Source organism: Vreelandella sp. GE22, from assembly GCF_968212445.1.
In genome coordinates, this window is the sequence record NZ_OZ309110.1 from 2,982,153 (window position 1) to 2,997,181 (window position 15,029).

14 protein-coding genes are annotated in these 15,029 nt (G+C 63.7%); 9 read left to right on the forward strand and 5 right to left on the reverse strand.

What is annotated here, in order from left to right; translation table 11 throughout:
• Window positions 1-70: 70 nt before the first annotated feature.
• From pilW to ACWHRL_RS13945, 8 genes are all read left to right on the forward strand, one after another.
• Window positions 71-814 (forward strand): type IV pilus biogenesis/stability protein PilW, encoded by a 744-nt coding sequence (gene pilW, locus ACWHRL_RS13910; protein WP_447894128.1) that lies wholly within the window; start codon window positions 71-73, stop codon window positions 812-814.
• A 28-nt stretch (window positions 815-842) separates the two neighbouring features.
• Window positions 843-1,772: a RodZ domain-containing protein gene (locus ACWHRL_RS13915; RefSeq protein ID WP_447529725.1), complete on the forward strand. Its 930-nt coding sequence runs from the start codon at window positions 843-845 to the stop codon at window positions 1,770-1,772.
• Window positions 1,773-1,780: 8 nt separating this feature from the next.
• On the forward strand, window positions 1,781-2,896 hold the full coding sequence (gene ispG, locus ACWHRL_RS13920; RefSeq protein WP_447529726.1) for a flavodoxin-dependent (E)-4-hydroxy-3-methylbut-2-enyl-diphosphate synthase: 1,116 nt from the start codon (window positions 1,781-1,783) through the stop codon (window positions 2,894-2,896).
• Window positions 2,897-2,953: 57 nt separating this feature from the next.
• On the forward strand, window positions 2,954-4,249 hold the full coding sequence (hisS, locus tag ACWHRL_RS13925) for a histidine--tRNA ligase (protein WP_447894129.1): 1,296 nt from the start codon (window positions 2,954-2,956) through the stop codon (window positions 4,247-4,249).
• A 78-nt stretch (window positions 4,250-4,327) separates the two neighbouring features.
• Window positions 4,328-4,984 carry a YfgM family protein gene (locus ACWHRL_RS13930; RefSeq protein ID WP_447529728.1) on the forward strand — a complete coding sequence of 219 codons (657 nt, stop codon included), beginning with the start codon at window positions 4,328-4,330 and terminating at the stop codon, window positions 4,982-4,984.
• Window positions 4,984-6,165 (forward strand): outer membrane protein assembly factor BamB, encoded by a 1,182-nt coding sequence (gene bamB / locus ACWHRL_RS13935; protein ID WP_447894130.1) that lies wholly within the window; start codon window positions 4,984-4,986, stop codon window positions 6,163-6,165. The genes ACWHRL_RS13930 and bamB overlap by 1 nt, the downstream gene beginning before the upstream one ends.
• On the forward strand, window positions 6,162-7,565 hold the full coding sequence (gene der / locus ACWHRL_RS13940) for a ribosome biogenesis GTPase Der (protein ID WP_447529730.1): 1,404 nt from the start codon (window positions 6,162-6,164) through the stop codon (window positions 7,563-7,565). Before bamB ends, der begins: the two co-directional genes overlap by 4 nt.
• Before the next feature lie 1,794 nt (window positions 7,566-9,359).
• Complete coding sequence (locus ACWHRL_RS13945; protein ID WP_447894131.1) at window positions 9,360-9,974, forward strand: hypothetical protein; 615 nt, start codon at window positions 9,360-9,362, stop codon at window positions 9,972-9,974.
• Here the strand turns inward: ACWHRL_RS13945 and ACWHRL_RS13950 are convergent.
• A complete protein-coding gene (locus tag ACWHRL_RS13950; protein WP_447894132.1) occupies window positions 9,971-10,828 on the reverse strand; it encodes an ATP-binding protein in 858 nt (285 codons plus the stop codon). The two genes, ACWHRL_RS13945 and ACWHRL_RS13950, sit on opposite strands and share 4 nt — an antisense overlap.
• A 76-nt stretch (window positions 10,829-10,904) precedes the next feature.
• On the opposite strand from ACWHRL_RS13950, the gene ACWHRL_RS13955 reads away from it, so the two are divergent.
• Window positions 10,905-11,708 carry a M48 family metallopeptidase gene (locus ACWHRL_RS13955; RefSeq protein WP_447529733.1) on the forward strand — a complete coding sequence of 268 codons (804 nt, stop codon included), beginning with the start codon at window positions 10,905-10,907 and terminating at the stop codon, window positions 11,706-11,708.
• A gap of 39 nt (window positions 11,709-11,747) precedes the next feature.
• Here ACWHRL_RS13955 and aroE read toward each other — a convergent pair whose 3' ends face one another.
• From aroE to ACWHRL_RS13975, 4 genes are all read right to left on the reverse strand, one after another.
• Window positions 11,748-12,566: a shikimate dehydrogenase gene (aroE, locus tag ACWHRL_RS13960; protein WP_447894133.1), complete on the reverse strand. Its 819-nt coding sequence runs from the start codon at window positions 12,564-12,566 to the stop codon at window positions 11,748-11,750.
• Window positions 12,563-13,498: an oxygen-dependent coproporphyrinogen oxidase gene (gene hemF / locus ACWHRL_RS13965; protein WP_447894134.1), complete on the reverse strand. Its 936-nt coding sequence runs from the start codon at window positions 13,496-13,498 to the stop codon at window positions 12,563-12,565. The genes aroE and hemF overlap by 4 nt, the downstream gene beginning before the upstream one ends.
• A gap of 82 nt (window positions 13,499-13,580) precedes the next feature.
• Window positions 13,581-14,423, reverse strand: a complete 843-nt coding sequence (locus ACWHRL_RS13970) for an oxygenase MpaB family protein (RefSeq protein ID WP_447894135.1) — start codon at window positions 14,421-14,423, stop codon at window positions 13,581-13,583.
• A gap of 1 nt (window position 14,424) precedes the next feature.
• The gene (locus tag ACWHRL_RS13975; protein ID WP_447529737.1) at window positions 14,425-14,982 is read right to left on the reverse strand and encodes an L-threonylcarbamoyladenylate synthase; all 558 of its coding nucleotides are present in this window, start codon (window positions 14,980-14,982) and stop codon (window positions 14,425-14,427) included.
• Window positions 14,983-15,029 lie beyond the last annotated feature (47 nt).

Consider the following 15,029-nt stretch of genomic DNA (forward strand, 5'->3'; position numbering starts at 1 on the left):
TAAAGGCCGTCATCCGACACGGGCCGGCGTCGAGCAAGTAGCGGTTTAACATTCACCCATGAGGGCGTACATGATTGACGGTAGCCGCGCGACCCCCTTTAGAGTATCGATACTGCCCGTGCTACTGGGTAGCCTGATGCTCGCCGGGTGCGCGACGACCAGCACGCCTTCCTCGCAGCGCACCGGTCAGGACGCTGCCACCGCCTACAGTGAACTCGGCATTGCCTACCTCGAGCGCGGCAACCTTCCCCGCGCGCTTAACGCCCTCGACCGCGCCCTAGAGGCCGACCCGCAAAACGCCGAGGCACTTCAAGGCATGGCGCTGGTCTATCAGCAACAGAGCGAGAACGCGTTGGCCCAGCGCTATTTCCAACAGGCCGTCGAGGCGGCGCCCTCTTTTACCCGCGCGCGTAACAACTACGCGGCATTTTTATACCAGCAGGCCCGTTTCAACGAGGCCTGCGAGCAATTGGAGATCGCCTCCCAGGACGCTCAGTACGCCAACCGCGCCCAGCTTTTTACCAATTTAGGGCAGTGCTACGTGGCGTTGAACGATATCAACCGCGCCCGCGAGCGCTTCGCGCGTGCCCAAAGTATCGACCCGCGGAGTCCGCGCGGGTATTTAATGTTAGCCGAATTGGAAGCTTCTCAGGGCAATTTTGAGCGCGCCTGGGCGCCACTGCAAAGTTACCTGCAGTTGGCCGGCCCCGACCCACAGGCGCTAACGCTGGCCGCCACGATTGCCCGCGCCCGCGGCGATGAACAAGCTGCCGCGGATTATCAGCGTCGGTCACTGGACGGCGCAGCGCCCTGATCACCTAATTATTGAAGGATGCTCAGCCATGAGCGACACACATTTAAACGAGAATACGACGACCTCAACCGCCTCTCCCGGCGAGCTGCTCAGCAGCCAGCGTGAACAGCTTGGCGTACCGCTCACGGACGCCGCCCTGGCGCTGAATTTACGCCCCGCCGTGGTCGAAGGGCTCGAGCGCGACCACTACGATGAGATCCCCGTGGTCACCTACCGGCGCGGCTACCTGCGGGCCTACGCCAAATACCTGGGGATGGATGAGCGGGTCGTGCTGGAGGCGTATCAGGCACGCTTTGGCACCGCAGATGCCGAGCGCAAGGTGACGCCAGTGACGACCTCGCGGCCCCCGTCGCGGGCCGGCGCCTGGCTTTTCAAGCTGGTGACGCTATTAGTGATTGCCGGGCTGATCGGCGTGACGGTGATGTGGTGGCAAAGCCGTGGCGGCAGCGAGCCGCCGAGCATGGGCGCCACGCCCTCGTCCGAAGAAGAGAGCCAGTTCGCCACGCCGGAAAACGACGCGGCCGCGGACCTTCCTGACACGCCGGTCTCCTCCCCCGCGCCAAGCGATGCCCAGAACGGCGCAGACGAAGAAAGCGCCGAGCAAGCGCCGGTCAGCGAGCCCGAGCCGGTGCAGCCGTCCGAGGCTGCGATCGCATCGGCCCAGACGATTGCCGCAACGCAAGCCGAGGGCGGCGAAGAGCAGGCCCAGACAGACGCCAGGACGATGGCACTGACCTTTAACGAGCAGTCCTGGACCGAAATTTTCGATGCCACCAATCAGCGCGTTTTCGTGGGCCTGCAAACTCCGGGCACCACGGCTACAGTTGAAGGCGAACCGCCTTTTCGACTCACCATCGGTAACGCCACCGGCGTGGAATTGATCTACCTAGGCGAGAGTGTCGATCTTGGCCAGCGCGCCGGTGCCAATAACGTTGCCCGATTTACTCTAGGAGAGTGATCCGTCTTATGCACGCCCCTTCTCCAATCAAACGCCGAGTGTCCCGCCAGATCCACGTTGGCAAGGTTCCGGTAGGCGGCGATGCACCGATTGCGGTGCAGAGCATGACCAATACCGACACCCTGGACGTGGACGCCACCGTCGGCCAGATCCAGCAGCTGGAAAACGCCGGGGCGGATATCGTGCGCGTATCAGTACCGGACATGGACGCCGCCGAAGCCTTTGGCCGCATCAAGCAACGCGTTGACGTGCCGCTGGTGGCGGACATCCACTTCGACTACAAGATCGCCCTGCGCGTCGCCGAGCTGGGGGTGGACTGTCTGCGCATCAACCCAGGCAACATTGGCCGGGAAGATCGCGTCAAGGCAGTGGTCAACGCCGCCCGGGATAACGGTATTCCGATTCGTATCGGCGTCAACGCGGGCTCGCTCGAGAAAGACCTGCAGAAGAAGTACGGCGAGCCGACCCCGGAAGCGCTGGTGGAATCCGCCATGCGCCACATCGACTACCTCGACCGGCTCGATTTCCACGATTTCAAGGTCAGCGTCAAGGCCTCGGACGTGTTCATGGCGGTGGCCGCCTACCGGGATTTGGCCAGCCGCATCGAACAGCCCCTGCACTTGGGGATTACCGAAGCCGGCGGGCTGCGCTCGGGCACGGTAAAATCGTCGATCGGCCTTGGGATGCTGTTGATGGATGGCATCGGCGATACCATTCGCGTGTCGCTGGCCGCCGACCCGGTCGAGGAGATCAAGGTCGGTTTCGACATGCTCAAGAGCTTGAAGCTGCGCGCCAAGGGGATCAACTTCATCGCCTGCCCCAGCTGCTCGCGCCAGAACTTCGACGTCATCGACACCATGAACCAGCTCGAAGAGCGCCTGGAAGACGTAATGACGCCGCTCAACGTCTCGGTGATCGGCTGCGTGGTCAACGGACCCGGCGAAGCCAAAGAGACCGATATCGGTCTGACCGGCGGCTCACCGGCCAATTTGGTCTATATCGACGGTAAACCGGCCAGCAAACTACGCAACGACCACCTGGTCGACGACCTGGAAGCGATGATCCGCGAAAAAGTCCGCCTCAAACAGCAGCAACAAGACGACGTCATCACGCGTAGCGTGTAACGCCGTAAAAGACGGGCAGCCCCGCAAGAGGCTGCCCGTGCTTATAAGGAGTCCTCATTGAGCAAGTCCGGTGCTAAAAAGATTCAAGCCATTCGTGGTATGAACGATCTATTGCCCAGCGAGAGCCCTCGCTGGCAATTTTTTGAGGCGAAGGTGCGCAACCTGATGCAGCGCTACGCCTTCGACGAAATCCGCATGCCGATCGTCGAGCAAACCGCGCTGTTCGCCCGTTCGATCGGTGAAGTGACCGACATCGTCGAAAAAGAGATGTACACCTTCGAGGACCGAAACGGCGACAGCCTGACGCTGCGCCCGGAAGGCACCGCCAGCTGCGTGCGCGCCGCCATGGAGCACGGCCTGCTCTACAACCAGACCCAGCGGCTCTGGTACCAGGGCCCGATGTTTCGCCACGAGCGCCCGCAAAAGGGCCGCTACCGCCAGTTCCACCAGGTCGGCGTGGAAGCCTACGGCTTCGAAGGCCCGGATATCGACGCCGAGGTGATTTTACTCTCGGCGCGCCTTTGGCAGGAACTGGGCCTAAGCGAGCACGTGACGCTGGAGCTCAACTCGCTGGGCTCGCTCGACGCCCGGGCGGCCTACCGTGACAAGCTCGTCGCCTACTTCAACGAGCACCAGGACGTTCTCGACGAGGACTCCAAACGGCGCCTGGACAGCAACCCGCTGCGTATTCTGGATTCCAAGAACCCGGCCATGGCGGACATGCTCGACGGCGCGCCGCAGCTTATGGATCACTTGGACGAAGCGTCGCTCGAGCACTTCGAGCAGTTGACGGCGCTATTGGAAGCCGCGGGTATCAAGTACGTGGTTAACCCGCGCCTGGTGCGCGGGCTGGATTACTACTCGCGCACGGTATTCGAGTGGACCACCACGGCGCTGGGAAGCCAGGGCACCGTGTGTGCCGGCGGGCGCTACGATGGCCTAGTCGAGCAGTTGGGCGGCAAGCCCACCCCGGCGGTGGGGTTTGCCATGGGTATCGAGCGGCTGATTTTGCTGCTGGAAACCCTCGATTTGGTCCCCGCAGAGGCTCTGGGCGGGTGCGATGTCTACCTGCTGGCGATGGACGATAGCGCCACCACCGCCGCGCTGACGCTTGCCGAACGGCTACGCAATGAACTGCCCGGCCTTGGCCTGCAACTTCACTGCGGCGGCGGCAGTTTCAAAAGCCGCATGAAAAAGGCCGATAAAAGCGCCGCCCGCGTGGCGCTGTTGCTGGGCGAAGACGAAGTGGCCAATCAAACGGTCACACTCAAGTTCCTGCGCGAAGAGCGCGAGCAGCAAACCCTCGAGCAGAGCGCGCTGGTCGACACGCTCGACGCACTCATCGCCCGCTAAGCGCTTGACCATTCAAAGGCCGCAAGGCCCGGTAGGCCAAACCGGCCTACCCACTATGCCAGAACAAGGAGGCCGCCCGTGGCGGAGCTGAGAAGCGAAGAAGAACAGCTTGATGTCATCAAGCGCTGGTGGAAAGAGAACGGCACCTCGCTGCTCGCCGGCGCTGTGATCGCGGCGGCCGGGGTATTCGGCTGGCACGCCTGGCAGAACTACCAGGAAGGCCAGGCAGCGGCGGCCTCCGTGCGCTACCAGCAGTTGATGACCATCAGCAACGCGCCGGAGCAGAGCACCGAGCAGTTCGAAACCGCCCGTAGTCTGGTCGACGAGATCAACGATGACCACGGTGGCACGCTCTACGCCGAGCTTGCGCTTTTGATCGAAGCGCGCCTGGCCGTCGACCAGAACGACCTGGACGGCGCCCGGGAAGCGCTCGAGCGCGTGGCGGACAACGCCTCGCGGGATTACGTGAAAAGCCTGGCCCGGCTGCGTCTGGCCCGGGTGGAAATCGCCCAGGGCAACCCGGACCGGGCGCTGTCGCTGCTGGACGAGCCGATGGCCGACTCGTTGGCCGCGCAGCGCCTTGACGCCCGCGGCGACGCCTATGCAGCCCTTGACGATACCGATAACGCCCGCACGGCCTGGCAAGAGGCGCTGGCCGCAGATGGTCAGAACCAGTCGCTTTACGGCATTCAGTTTAAGCTAGACGACCTTGGCGCCGAGGAGGCGACCTCCTGATGACGATCAGCCTTTCCAAACCGTTATTCAATAAAGCGCTTCTGCGCGCCACGCTAGGCGCGGCAGCGCTGGTAATGCTGGCCGGCTGCGCCAGCAAGAGCGAACCCGCTTTCACGCCGAAGGAGCTCACCAGCTTCAACGAAACCACGAACGTGGAGAACGTGTGGCGGCAAAGCGTCGGCGACGGCCTGGGGCGCGCTCGCTACCCCATCGAGCCCACTCGCGAAGGCAACACCGTTTTCGCCGCCGACGCCCAGGGCGTGGTCATGGCGTTCAACGCCAATAATGGCAACCGCCAATGGCGTATCGAGCTCGACACGCCGCTTTCCAGTGCGCTGAACGCCATTGCCGGCCAGCTATATCTTGCTACGCGTAACGGCGAAGTGATCGCGATCGACCAGTCTGATGGCAGCATCAACTGGCGCTCGCGGGTCTCCAGCGAAGTGCTCGCCGCGCCCCAGGCCAATCAGCAGCTGCTGGTCGTGCAAAGCGTCGACGGCCAAATTACCGCGCTTGACCGCCAAACCGGCCAGGAGCGCTGGGTCTACACCAGCTCCCAACCCGCGCTTACGCTGCGGGGTACCGGCACACCGATGGTGATCGACCCGGTTACGTTCGTGGGCCTGGCCAACGGCCGCTTGGCTACGCTGGATAACCGCAGTGGCCAGCCGCTTTGGGACATGCAGATCGCCACGCCCCGCGGGCGCAGCGAAGTCGAGCGCCTGGTGGATCTTGCCGGCCAGCCGGTCCTAAGCCAGGACGGACGCCTGTTCGTCACCAGCTATAACGGCCGCGTCGTAGCCCTCGAGGCAACCCAGGGCGGCACGCTTTGGGAGACCAGCCTCTCTAGCCGCCACACGCCGGTACTCGTCGGCAATACGCTGTTCGTCGTCACCGACGACAGTCAGGTCGTGGCGCTGGATGCCAACAACGGCCAGGAAATCTGGCGCAACGACGACCTGGAAGATCGCTGGCTGACCGCCCCCGCCTTTGCCGATGGTCGCCTGGTCGTGGGTGACTTCGAAGGCTACGTGCATCTCATCGATGCCCGCGAAGGCAACATCGTCGGCCGTACCCGGGTGCACAAGTCGGGCATCACCCTGCGCCCGGTCACCGAAGGCAGCACCATTCATGTACAGGCCAACAATGGCCGGCTGCAAACGTTGGAACTCACTCCATGACACCCGTCATCGCTCTAGTCGGTCGGCCCAATGTGGGCAAATCGACGCTGTTTAACCGCCTGACACGCTCGCGGGATGCCCTCGTGGCCGATTTCCCAGGCCTTACGCGCGATCGTAAATACGGCAACGGCCTGCTGGGTAACAAGACCTACACGGTCATCGACACCGGTGGCATTAGCGGTGACGAGGAAGGCATCGACGCGGCCATGGCCGAGCAGTCCCTGGCCGCGATCGACGAAGCCGATATCGTGCTGTTTCTGGTCGATGGCCGCTCGGGGCTGAACGTCGCCGACGAGGCGATCGCCAACCACCTGCGCGTCAACCAGAAGAAAACCTGGCTGGTGGTCAATAAAACCGACGGGCTCGAAGAGCACTCGGCGATGGGGGATTTCTGGGGTCTGGGCCTTGGCGACCCATGGCCGATCGCCGCCGCCCACGGGCGCAACGTGTCGCTTTTGATGGACACCGTGCTCGAGCCCTTCCCCGCCCGCGACGAAAGCATTCCGGCGGATACCGGCAGCAAGGGTATTCGTATCGGCGTGATCGGCCGGCCCAACGTGGGTAAATCCACCCTGGTCAACCGGCTGCTCGGCGAAGACCGGGTGGTGGTGTTCGACGAAGCCGGCACCACCCGCGATGCCATCGAAATCCCCTTCGAGCGCCGCGGCAAGCCGTTCGTGCTGGTGGATACCGCAGGGGTCAGGCGGCGCAAGAACGTCAGCGAGATCGCCGAGAAGTTCTCGATCATCAAGACCCTCGATGCCATCAAGGAGTGCCACGTAGCGGTGATGGTGCTGGATGCGCGCAGCGGCCTGGTCGAGCAAGACCTGCACCTGCTGGACTACGTGCTGACCACCGGCCGGGCGCTGGTGCTTGCGGTCAACAAGTGGGACGGCTTGGAGAGCGACGCCAAGGAGAAGATGCGCAGCCAGATCAAGCGCCGCTTGGGCTTTGCCGACTACGCCGAGATGCACTTTATCTCCGCGCTGCACGGCACCGCGGTGGGCGATCTCTACCCGTCCATCGAGCGCGCGTTCGAGGCGGCCAACGCCCACTGGTCGACCAACCGCCTGACCACGCTCTTACAAGATGCCACCAGCCAGCACCCGCCGCCCATGATCAACGGCCGGCGTATCAAGCTGCGCATGGCCCACCAGGGCGGCAGCAACCCGCCGATCATCGTGGTCCACGGCAACCAGACCAGCTCCTTGCCCGAAGCCTACCGGCGCTATCTGACCAACACCTTCCGCAAGGTGTTGAAAGTCCGCGGCACCCCCATGCGTTTCGAGTTCCGCTCCGGCGACAACCCCTATGATCACATGGCCGGCGCCAGCGACAAGGAAAAAGCCAAAAAGCGCGAGCTGGACCGCACCAAGGAAGCACGCCAGAAACGCCGCTAACGCGAGCCTGACGCTTCTCTAAAAACGCCTGCTGAGCTATTCAGCGGGCGTTTTTTTATGGTGGCCGCCCACCACTGCAGCGCGTTGCGCTGCATCGCTGGCTGAAGCCTGCTCCTACAATAGATGAGTGCACGGCTTTATTGTAGGAGCCCAATTCATTGGGCGATGGCGGCGCTAGCCGCCCTTACTCGATGGCGCCCGCTGGTGCGCCAGAGCCACCCACCCTGGCAGCGCTGTGCGCTGCATCGCTGGCTGAAGCCTGCTCCTACAATGGATGAGTGCACGGCTTTATTGTAGGAGCCCAATTCATTGGGCGATGGCGGCGCCAGCCGTCCTTACTGGATGGATCGCACTGGTGCGCCACGCCACTTAACCCCGGCAGCGCTGTGCGCTGCATCGCTGGCTGAAGCCTGCTCCTACAATGGATGAGTGCACGGCTTTATTGTAGGAGCCCAATTCATTGGGCGATGGCGGCGCCAGCCGCCCTTACTCGATGGATCGCACGGGTGCGCTGCTTCGCTGGCTGAAGCCTGCTCCTACAATAGATGGGGGCACGGCTTTATTGCAGGAGCCCAATTCATTGGGCGATGTCGGCGCCAGCCGCCCTTACTCGATGGTTCGCACTGATGCGCCACCGCCCACCCCGGCAGCGCTGCGCGCTGCAGTGGTGGTTGAAGCCTGCTCCTACAATGGATGAGTGCACGGCTTTATTGTAGGAGCCCAATTCATTGGGCGATGGCGGCGCCAGCCGCCCTTACTCGATGGAGCCTACTAACGCACCACGCCACTTAACCCCGGCAGCGCTGTGCGCTGCATCGCTGGCTAAAGCCTGCTCCTACAATGGATGAGTGCACGGCTTTATTGTAGGAGCCCAATTCATTGGGCGATGGCGGCGCCAGCCGCCCTTACTCGATGGATCGCACGGGCGCCGCCACGGCCACCTACCCCGGCAGCGCTGTGCGCTGCATCGCTGGCTGAAGCCTGCTCCTACAATGGATGAGTGCACGGCTTTATTGTAGGAGCCCAATTCATTGGGCGATGGCGGCGTCAGCCGCCCTTACTGGATGGGGCCTACTGGTGCGTTATAGCCACCTAACCCGGCAGCGCTGCGCGCTGCTTCGCTGGCTGAAGCCTGCTCCTACAATGGATGGGTGCACGGCTTTATTGTAGGAGCCCAATTCATTGGGCGATGGCGGCGTCAGCCGCCCTTACTCGATGCCGCCCGCTGGTGCGCCAGAGCCACCCACCCTGGCAGCGCTGTGCGCTGCATCGCTGGCTGAAGCCTGCTCCTACAATGGATGAGTGCACGGCTTTATTGTAGGAGCCCAATTCATTGGGCGATGGCGGCGCCAGCCGCCCTTACTCGATGGAACCTCCTGACGCGCCACGCCACTTAACCCCGGCAGCGCTGTGCGCTGCTTCGCTGGCTGAAGCCTGCTCCTACAATGGATGAGTGCACGGCTTTATTGTAGGAGCCCAATTCATTGGGCGATGGCGGCGTTAGCCGCCCTTACTTGATGGACCGCACTGGTGCGCCATGGCCATCTACCCCGGCAGCGCGTTGCGCTGCTTCGCTGGCTGAAGCCTGCTCCTACCACCCCTTTTGCCCCAAGCCCACCGTAGGAGCTGAATTCATTCGGCGATGGCGGCGTTAGCCGCCCTTACTGGATGGGTTGCGTTCGCCCGCTTAGGGGCCATGTGATAAACCAGTTGACAAACATCACCGCTCTACCTCAAATGGCCTGGCTTTTCATTGCTGGCCCTACCACCTTTCGCCCTTCACAGGAGGGACTCATGGCTCATCTTGCGCGCCGTTGGCGCTGGCTAACGCTTCTAAGCCTGGCAAGCCTACTCACCGGCTGTCTGGCGCTTCCTCAAACCAGCCTTTTTGCTTTTCGCTTGGCGGTCACGTCCTTGGGTGTCGAGAACGTCAAGGTGGGGCCTTATGATCTGAACGCGGGGTTCGACACCACTAACTTGTCGAGCCTGATCGCGTCCAGCCTGGGGTCGGGTAGCTTGCCGATCCAGGCAACCATGGCGCTGGGGCTTGGCCTGCCGGCGGGGATGCCGGCGGTCAATATGTCGGGGTTCAACTGGACGTTGGATATGCCCGGTGCGGATCCGGTCTCCGGGCGCTACGCCGAGGAGGTCTCGCTAACGCCGGGGGATGGGGCGAATTTGCGCCTGCCGGTGTCCTTCGACGTGCTGGCCACCGACCCGCAGCGTCTTCGCCCGATGATCAACCTGGCGCAGCAGTTGGCCTCCCACGGCTCGCTCCCCGCAGGCAGCGAGCTGGCGATTACGCCGGGGAACCTGCGCGGGCTTGGCATGACCCTGCCATCGGGGCTGTTCACGCCGACCATTCGCCTCAACGTGGGCCAGGACGGCCAGCTCACGCCGGTACGTTAAAGCCCCTGGCGCCCGACCCAGTGGGCGGCAAACTGCCAGGCGGCGCGCCCGCTGCGTCCGCCGCGCTGCGTGGCGAAACGAACCGCCTCTTCGCGGGCGGCGTCGTTCCAGGCGTCTTCGCCGCCCAGCTTTACGACCCAGTGAGCGCAGACGTCCAGGTAGGTCGCCTGGTTGAAAGGATGAAACCCAAGCCACAAGCCAAAGCGATCCGAAAGCGAGATTTTCTCTTCGACGGCGTCGCCGTGGTGAAGCTCTTCCCCCACCAGCTGCGAGCTTTGGTTATCCGCCATCGATTCCGGCAGCAGGTGGCGGCGGTTGGAAGTCGCGTAGATCAGCACGTTCTCCGGCGGGCCGGTTAGCGCGCCGTCCAGCACGCTTTTGAGCGCTTTGTAGGCGTCGTCGTTGCCCTCGAAGGAAAGGTCGTCGCAGTAGACCACGAAGCGATGCGGAGTATGACGAAGCTCCTCGACCAGCTGCGGCAGGCTTGCCAGGTCATAGCGGTCGACCTGGATCAGGCGCAGGCCGTCCGCCGCCAGCGTATTGATCAGCGCGCGAACGATCGACGATTTGCCGCTCCCCCGGGAGCCCCACAAAAGCGCGTGATTGGCGGGCAAGCCCTTCAAAAACGCCCGGGTGTTATCGAGGAGCGCCTTTTTTTGCCGCTCGATGCCGAGCAGATCATCCAGCGTCGTGGTATCGCGTGGCGGTACCGGCACCAGCCGCCCACCCAGCGGATGGCGCTGCCACAAAGCAGCGCTTTGAGTGGACCAGTCCACCGGTGCCGGCGCCGGAGGCAACCAGTGCTCGGCGCGCTCTAAAAGGCGTGTAAGGCGCCTGGTTAATTCGTCATCCATACTTGCCCTCCCAATACGTTATGATAAAACTACCGTCATCGAACCGTTCATACCATTTACCCACAAGGAATCTTTCATGCGTTGGCTTCGCCCTTTCGCCGTTACGGCTTTGTGCGCTTCACTTGCGGCCTGTAGCACCTCGCCGACCGGCCGCTCGCAGCTTCTGCTGCTCTCGGATGCCGAGCTCAATCAGATGGGCCAGCAGGCCTTCGCTCAGTACCAGCAGGATGTACCCATGGGGGATCAGGCAAGCCTTCGCTACGTACAGTGCATCACTAACGCCATCGTCGATGTGCTGCCCAGCGAACAGCGCAATTCGGACTGGCAGGTGCGCGTGTTCGAATCCGAGCAGCCCAACGCTTTCGCGCTGCCCGGCGGCTACATGGGCGTGAATACCGGCATGCTCGATTTGGCCACCAGCCAGGACCAGCTCGCCTCGGTGGTAGGCCACGAAATCGGCCACGTGCTGGCCAACCACGCCAACGAGCGCGCCTCGACCAAGAGCGCGACCTCGCTAGGCCTTTCGATGATTTCGAGCACCTCGGGCATGCAGTCCGCGGGCGGCCAGCAACTGATGGGCGTGCTGGGTATGGGCGCCGAGTACGGTATCGCGCTGCCCTTCTCCCGCCGTCATGAAAGCGAAGCGGATATCATCGGCCAGGACCTGATGGCCCAGGCCGGGTTCGACCCGCGAGAAAGCGTCACCCTTTGGGAAAACATGCAGGCGGCCTCCAGCGGCGGCGCGCCGCCGGCCTGGATGTCGACCCACCCAAGCCAGGATCAACGTATCAGTGGGCTCCAGTCCGGCATGGGCCAAGCCATGGCCACCTATGAGCAGGCCAGAAGCCAGGGCCGCACGCCGAACTGCTCGCGCCCGTAAGCCCGGGTAGACCTGCGGCGTGCCCAGGGCACGCCGCGCTCAAGCGCTCAGCGATCGTCTCAAAAGCTGACGCACCGACGTGGTATCCGGGCGCACGTTGCGCCAGAGGAAAAATGCCTCTGCGGCCTGCTCGACCAGCATGCCCAGGCCGTCTACCGTGGTGGCACCGCGTGTATCAGCCCACTGCATGAATACCGTAGGCTTTGCCCCGTACATCATGTCGTAGGCGTAACCCCCCGGGTTGAACAGCGCGTCCGGTAACGGCGGCAAATCGCCGGCCAGGCTTGCGCTGGTGCCGTTGATCACCAGATCGAACGTGCCGAAAAGCGCGTGATACCCGCCCCCGCTTGTCTTGCCTAAATCCGCGAAATCCCGGGCCAGCGCCTCAGCCTTGTCGGCCGTGCGGTTGGCGATCACGATTTCCTGCGGGCCTTCGTTCAACAGCGGCTCGAGCACGCCGCGCACCGCACCACCGGCGCCCAGCACCAGAATGCGCGCATCGCGAAGCGCCACCCCTTGGGCTTTTAGATCCCGCAGCAGGCCAACGCCGTCGGTGTTGTCGCCATAGACGCGGCCGTTTTGGCCGTTGATCAGGGTATTCACCGCACCGGCGCGCCGGGCGCGTAGGCTGAGCGTATCGCACAGCGCAAAGGCATCCTGTTTGAACGGCACGGTCACGTTGGCACCATACCCACCCTGGTGGCAGAACTGCTGCCAGGCGGCGGTGAAACCGTCGAGCGGGGCAAGCTCGGCGGTGTAGCGCAGGGCCTGACCGGTTTGCTCGGCGAAGGCCTGATGAATCATCGGTGATTTGGAGTGTTTGACCGGGTTACCGAGCACACAGTAGTGATCGCTCACGGGCTCACTCCCAGGTTCTCGGCCTCGGTCAGCCAATCGCGCGGGGTCAGGTAGTCGTCCAGGTGCGCCTCGGGGCTGCCAGCACCTGGGGTATAGCCATACTCCCAGCGGGCCAGCGGCGGCATCGACATCAAGATGGACTCGGTGCGCCCGCCGCTTTGCAAACCAAACAGCGTCCCCCGGTCCCACACCAGGTTGAACTCCACGTAGCGCCCACGCCGATAGAGCTGGAATTCGCGCTCGCGCTCGCCCCAGGGCGTGTCACGGCGACGCTCGATAATCGGCAGGTAAGCCTCTAAAAAGCTATCGCCCACGGCGCGCTGAAAGGCGAAGGCGTGCTCGAAATCCGGCGCGTTCAGGTCGTCGAAGAAGAGCCCTCCCACCCCGCGGGTTTCATCGCGATGCTTGAGGTAGAAATACTCGTCGCACCACGCCTTGTAGCGGGGATAAACCTCATCGCCAAAGGGCGCGCAGGCGTTTTTGGCCACCTGGTGCCAGTGCACCACGTCTTCGAACACCGGGTAGTACGGGGTGAGATCGATGCCGCCGCCAAACCACCAAACCGGTGCCTCGCCCTCTTTTTCGGCGATGAAAAAGCGCACGTTGCCGTGGCTTGTGGGCACGTGCGGGTTCTCCGGATGCAGCACCCAGGACACCCCCACCGCGTGGAAGCTGCGCCCGGCCAACTCCGGGCGCGAGGCGGTCGCCGAAGGCGGCAGCGTTTCACCAAACACGTGGGAGTAGTTGACTCCGCCCTTTTCGAAAATCGCGCCGTTTTCGATCACCCGCGAGCGCCCGCCGCCGCCGGCTTCACGCTCCCAGCTCTCTTCTCTGAACGTGCCGCGGCCATCGGCCTGGGCAAGACCTTCGCAGAGCCGGTCCTGCAGGTTCATCAGGTACGTTTTAACGTCGTCAAGGTGCTCGTGGGCCACAGTATCTCCAAAGCCGTGCCTGAAAGGGTAGACGCTTATGGTAAGGGGTAAGGCGCAAGGGGTGAAGGGGCAATCGAGCGGCTCAGGCGCGGCCCTGAAACCGCGTCAGCGCCCGGCGGTAGGCGCCGCTTCTTACCGCGCGGCTGATCAGGGGCATCGCGCCTTTGATGCTGGCGCGAACGAGCCGGCGCTGGAGCTTCGACATATCGAGCTCGAGCTGGCGCGCGGCCCATTCGGGCAGAAGGTCGATCCCCGCGCGCATAAAAAGCGCCCCGCCCGGGCGCAATATCAGATGCCGCGGCGGCGCGGCCAGCAGCACCTGGATCACATCCCGGGTGCGCTCATCGCACACAAGCTCGCCGCGCTTCGTTTCGAGGTACGCCGCGACCGCCTCCCGGCTGTCGGGCACGTCGCGCGCGCCCAGCGCCTCGGCGATGCAGGCGGTTTCGAAAAAGTAGCGGTCCTGGTCGGCCGCGCTCAGGTTCGGGTTACGATACAGCAGGTGACCGGCCATGAAGCGGCTCATTTCCGCAACGTGCACCCAGGTGAGCAGGTCCGGGTCATCGGCGGCGTACGGGCGGCCGTCGGCGGCCTGGCCGCGTACATGGGCATGCACCCGGCGCACCCGAGCAATTGCCTCTTCGGCCTGCTCGAACGTACCGAAACTGGTGGTGGCGATAAAGTCGCTGGTACGCCGCAGCCGGCCCACCATGTCGTGGCGAAAGTTGGAGTGGTCCCACACGCCGGCCAGCGCCAGCGGGTGCAGCATCTGGAGTAAAAGCGCGCTGATGCCGCCGCACATCATCGGCGTGAAGTCGCCGTGGATGTTGCGCACCAGACCGTCCTGGGGAAAAGGTCCCGGCGCCTGGCCGGCCCGCTCCGCGCCCAGCCGCGCTACCATAGCGTCCATCAGAAAGGTGCTCATATCAAAAGCGCAGCACCTTGCCGGAGGCCAGGTCGCGAATAGTGCTGGGGCGCGCCTGGGCGCCCAGCTCGCCGGGCAGGATGGCACCAAGCTCCGTGCCAAACAGCGTCTGCACCTCTTGCTCGGTCATGGCCGGTGGCTCGCCCGCGCGGTTGGCCGAGGTGGACACCAGCGGCCCGCCAAAGGCGTCGCACAGCGCTTTCAAACCAGGATGATTGGTGACGCGCAGCGCCACGCTTTGGTGGGCACCGCGCACCAAAGCGTGGCTGCGCCCGTTGTCCGGCACAAGCCAGGTATTGGGGCCGGGCCAGCTCGCCGCAAGCGGGGCGTGCAGCGCAAGCGGAAGCCCGGCAAGCCAGGGGCCGAACTGCTCGATGCTGGCCGCCACCAAAATGACGCCCTTGGCCGGGTCGCGCTCTTTCATGCGCATCAAGTGGGTGAGTGCCTGCTCGTTGTCCGGGTCGCAGCCAAGCCCCCACACCGCCTCGGTCGGGCACGCGACGACGCCGCCTTCGCGAAGCGCCTGGGTCGCGCGTTGAAGTTCCACCGTCGATGTCATCAAGGCCTCCTTTGAGTATTCGGCGTAGCCAGCCAACGTGGGTTTAT